This window comes from Gammaproteobacteria bacterium (genome assembly GCA_028817255.1).
Lineage (GTDB): Bacteria > Pseudomonadota > Gammaproteobacteria > Porifericomitales > Porifericomitaceae > Porifericomes > Porifericomes azotivorans.
In genome coordinates, this window is the sequence record JAPPQA010000052.1 from 1 (window position 1) to 2,977 (window position 2,977).

Annotated in this window: 3 protein-coding genes; 2 read left to right on the top strand and 1 reads right to left on the bottom strand. The window is 63.4% G+C overall.

Features of this window, described 5'->3' with window-relative positions; translation table 11 throughout:
- Both OXU43_02665 and OXU43_02670 read left to right on the top strand, forming a co-directional pair.
- On the top strand, positions 1-782 hold a 782-nt coding region (locus OXU43_02665; protein MDD9824062.1), incomplete at its 5' end, for a hypothetical protein.
- A 167-nt stretch (positions 783-949) separates the two neighbouring features.
- Entirely contained in the window at positions 950-2,485 is a 1,536-nt protein-coding gene (locus OXU43_02670) for a glycosyltransferase family 39 protein (protein MDD9824063.1), read from the top strand.
- A 41-nt stretch (positions 2,486-2,526) separates the two neighbouring features.
- Here the strand turns inward: OXU43_02670 and OXU43_02675 are convergent.
- On the bottom strand, positions 2,527-2,977 hold a 451-nt coding region (locus tag OXU43_02675), incomplete at its 5' end, for a hypothetical protein (protein MDD9824064.1).

Below are 2,977 nucleotides of genomic sequence, written 5' to 3' on the forward strand. Positions count from 1 at the left end.
ATTGGCCGCTGCTGGCGGTGGCGGCGGCGGAGGGGATCGCGCGCCTCGGCGGGCGCATCGCCATATGGGCACGGCGGCTTATTTCTGCCCGCGGATTCGCGCACCTGGCGGCGCTCGTTCTCTTTGCGCCGATACTGTTCTACGCCAATGCGATACAGGGCGCATTGTTGTATGAAGGCTCGCGGGTGCTCGAATACAGAGGGCATTTGTACAGCGAGCTGAACGCAGAGAACGCGGGCAAGTGGTTGGCGGCGCCCGGGATGTCGAAGCTGGTGGCTGTTTCCAACAACTTGCGCCGCCGGTCAACGCTGCGCCATGCCCCATCGCCGTGGGCGGAGCACAGGGCATTTGCCGCGAGCCAGCAGCGGGCGTGGGGGCCGCTCGAGCGCATGCCTCGCGGAATGTTCCCTGACGACGCGGTGAGTGTGGCGAGCGTACTTGGAATCCAAGGCTATTACCTGCCGGATCTGGAGATAATAGACGTTTACGGTTTGACCGACAAAACGGTGGCCCGCAATCCCATGACCAAGGCCGGGCGGAGACATATAGTGCACGAGCGCCAACCGCCGCCCGGCTACCTCAGGCAACGAGGCGTGAACTTTTTCGTGACGTCGGCGAAACCAAGCGCGGCCGACGCTTTGCGGGTAGCGCACTACGCCCTCAAAGTCGGTCCGAATCTATGGATGCCCTTCGATTCGAATGACCGCCAGTGGGTCGCCGAGCGTTTCGCCGACCGGGAGCTGAGGAGCCGCCCGGCAAGGCGCGGCACGAGGAAAGAATAATGTCCGGAAAATCCGCATCGAGGCGCAAAAAACGCAAAGCGAGGACGGCCGGCAGGCCGGAAATGGCGCCCGTCGCCCCGTCGCAAGTTCTGGCGGGCGGTGGCGGCGGCAAATCTTCGTGGCGGCTGCCCGTCTTGTTGTTTGCTGTCTGCTTCGGCGCCTACGCAATGAACGGAGATGTTTTGATGGGCGCGGATCAGGAAACCAATATGCGGTTCGGCGTCAATGTGTTGAAGCATCGCTCCCTCTCGCTCGCTCCGCCGCATGCGCCGGATGCGTTCACCTGGACCTTGCAGCGGTCCCCGGAGGACACAGGCCCCGTCGAACTTACCCGCTGGAACAGCAAGTGGGACGCGCTCTACCGAAAGGGGGAGCTACGGGCGGCCTATCCCTATTCGATGGTCCCGACGGTGCACCCGGGCCAATATGCCAACACCTTCGGCTTCGGCGCTACGCTCACTTTGCTTCCGGTTTATGCGGCGCTGAATCTTTTTACGGATCTCGCGGCCGACCGTTCTGCCTGGTGGCATGGCGCCAAGGTGACCGCTTCCCTGCTGACCGCGGGGGCGGTCGTGTGTATTTTTCTGGCCATGCGCCGCTTCCTCCCGCCCCTGCCGGCGGCGCTGGGCGCGCTGGCGTTCGGTCTTGGCACCTGCGCGTGGAGCCTCAGCAGTCAGGGGCTGTGGCAGCAGACGCCCTTCCTGTTCTTTTTGTCGCTCGGGGCCTGGTGTCTGTTCGCCGCCGGCCAGGAAACGACCCGCCGGCCCGCCTGGGCGCTGTACTGCGGGGCGGCGCTGGGCATGGCGACGCTGTGCCGTCCCACCGGAGCCATTGCCGTAGTCTGCGTGGGGCTGTATCTGCTTTGGCTTGCCCCGCCGCGCTTGCTGCCGCGTTTGCTGCATTCCCCCGGCGCCGCCGGCGCCGCGCCCGGCGAGGAGCGGCCGGGCGGACTGCGCCGGTTCCCCGCGCTGCCGCCGGTTTTCGCATACGTACTGGGCGGGCTGCCGTTCGCCGCGTTGCTCGGGGCGTACAACGCCTATTACTTCGGCAATCCCTTTGTCTTCGGGCAGGGGCTCGCGGCGGAATGGCTGGTGCGGGAGAGAGGCGTTGCCGGTGTATGGCAGACGCCGCTGGCGGAGGGCCTTGCCGGCCTGCTGTGCAGCCCGTCGCGGGGGCTGCTCGTCTATTCGCCCATCATGGCGCTTGGATTGGCCGGGGCGGTTATGATGTGGAAGTCTCCGCGGACCTTCGCGCCGTTGATTCCGTTGCAGGCGGCTGTCTTGCTGCAGGTTGCGGTGGCCGCCAAGTGGTATGACTGGTGGGGCGGGTGGACATACGGGCCCAGGCCCATCGTAGATGCCGGGGTGTTTCTGAGCTTGCTGACGATCCCCGTCATCGCCAGGGTCGTACAGGCGCCCCGGATGCGGGGCGTATTCGCGGCGCTGTTCCTGTATTCCGTCGCGGTGCAAGCCGTCGGCGCATGGGCGTACAACATCGTGGGCTGGAACGACAAAGACGGAATGAATATTGACCAGCCCGAGCACCGGAGCCGTTTGTGGTCTCTGAGCGACAGCCAGCTTGCGTATTACGCGACTCATTTTCGTTTGGCAAGGGCGCAGAAACAGCACGATATAAATTATTACCTGTATGAAGACACGACGCCGATTATTGTGGGCCCGCGCAAGGGGGCAAGCTTTCAATGAATCGAATAAAGCCCACTCCGCCATTCCCGTCTCCCACCGCGTCATTCCGGCGCAGGCCGGAATCCCGCATAAAAAGCGCGCGCTTCGCGCTCCTTTGCGATGCCGAGGTCGCAAGAGTAAGAGGGATTCCGGCTTTCGCCGGAATGACAGAAAAAAAGGCCGGAATGACAAAGAGGGAGGCGGGAATGGCGGATATTGGTCATGCCAGCGAGAAGTTTTTTCGTGCGACTGTAGCACACAGTTCTGCTATTCCTGCGAAAGCAGGAATCCAGTGTATAAAGCGCGCGCTTCGCGCTCCTTTTGAGGAATGTGCGGCGGCGGATTGTTATCCTCGGCAAGGGCGCGTACAGGGCGGCGCGGAGTAGAAATAAAATGTCCGGAAAGTCGAAATCGAAGCATAGAAAACGCAAGACAAAGCCCGCGACCAAGCCTGCGTACGAAACAAAGGCGCAACGGCACCCCGGCGGCAGGGCGCGCTTTGCTGCCGTTGCC

Coding starts and splice junctions, on each gene's coding strand:
- OXU43_02670 (MDD9824063.1), top strand. CDS start 950: ATGAACGGAGATGTTTTGATGGGCGCGGATCAGGAAACCAATATGCGG.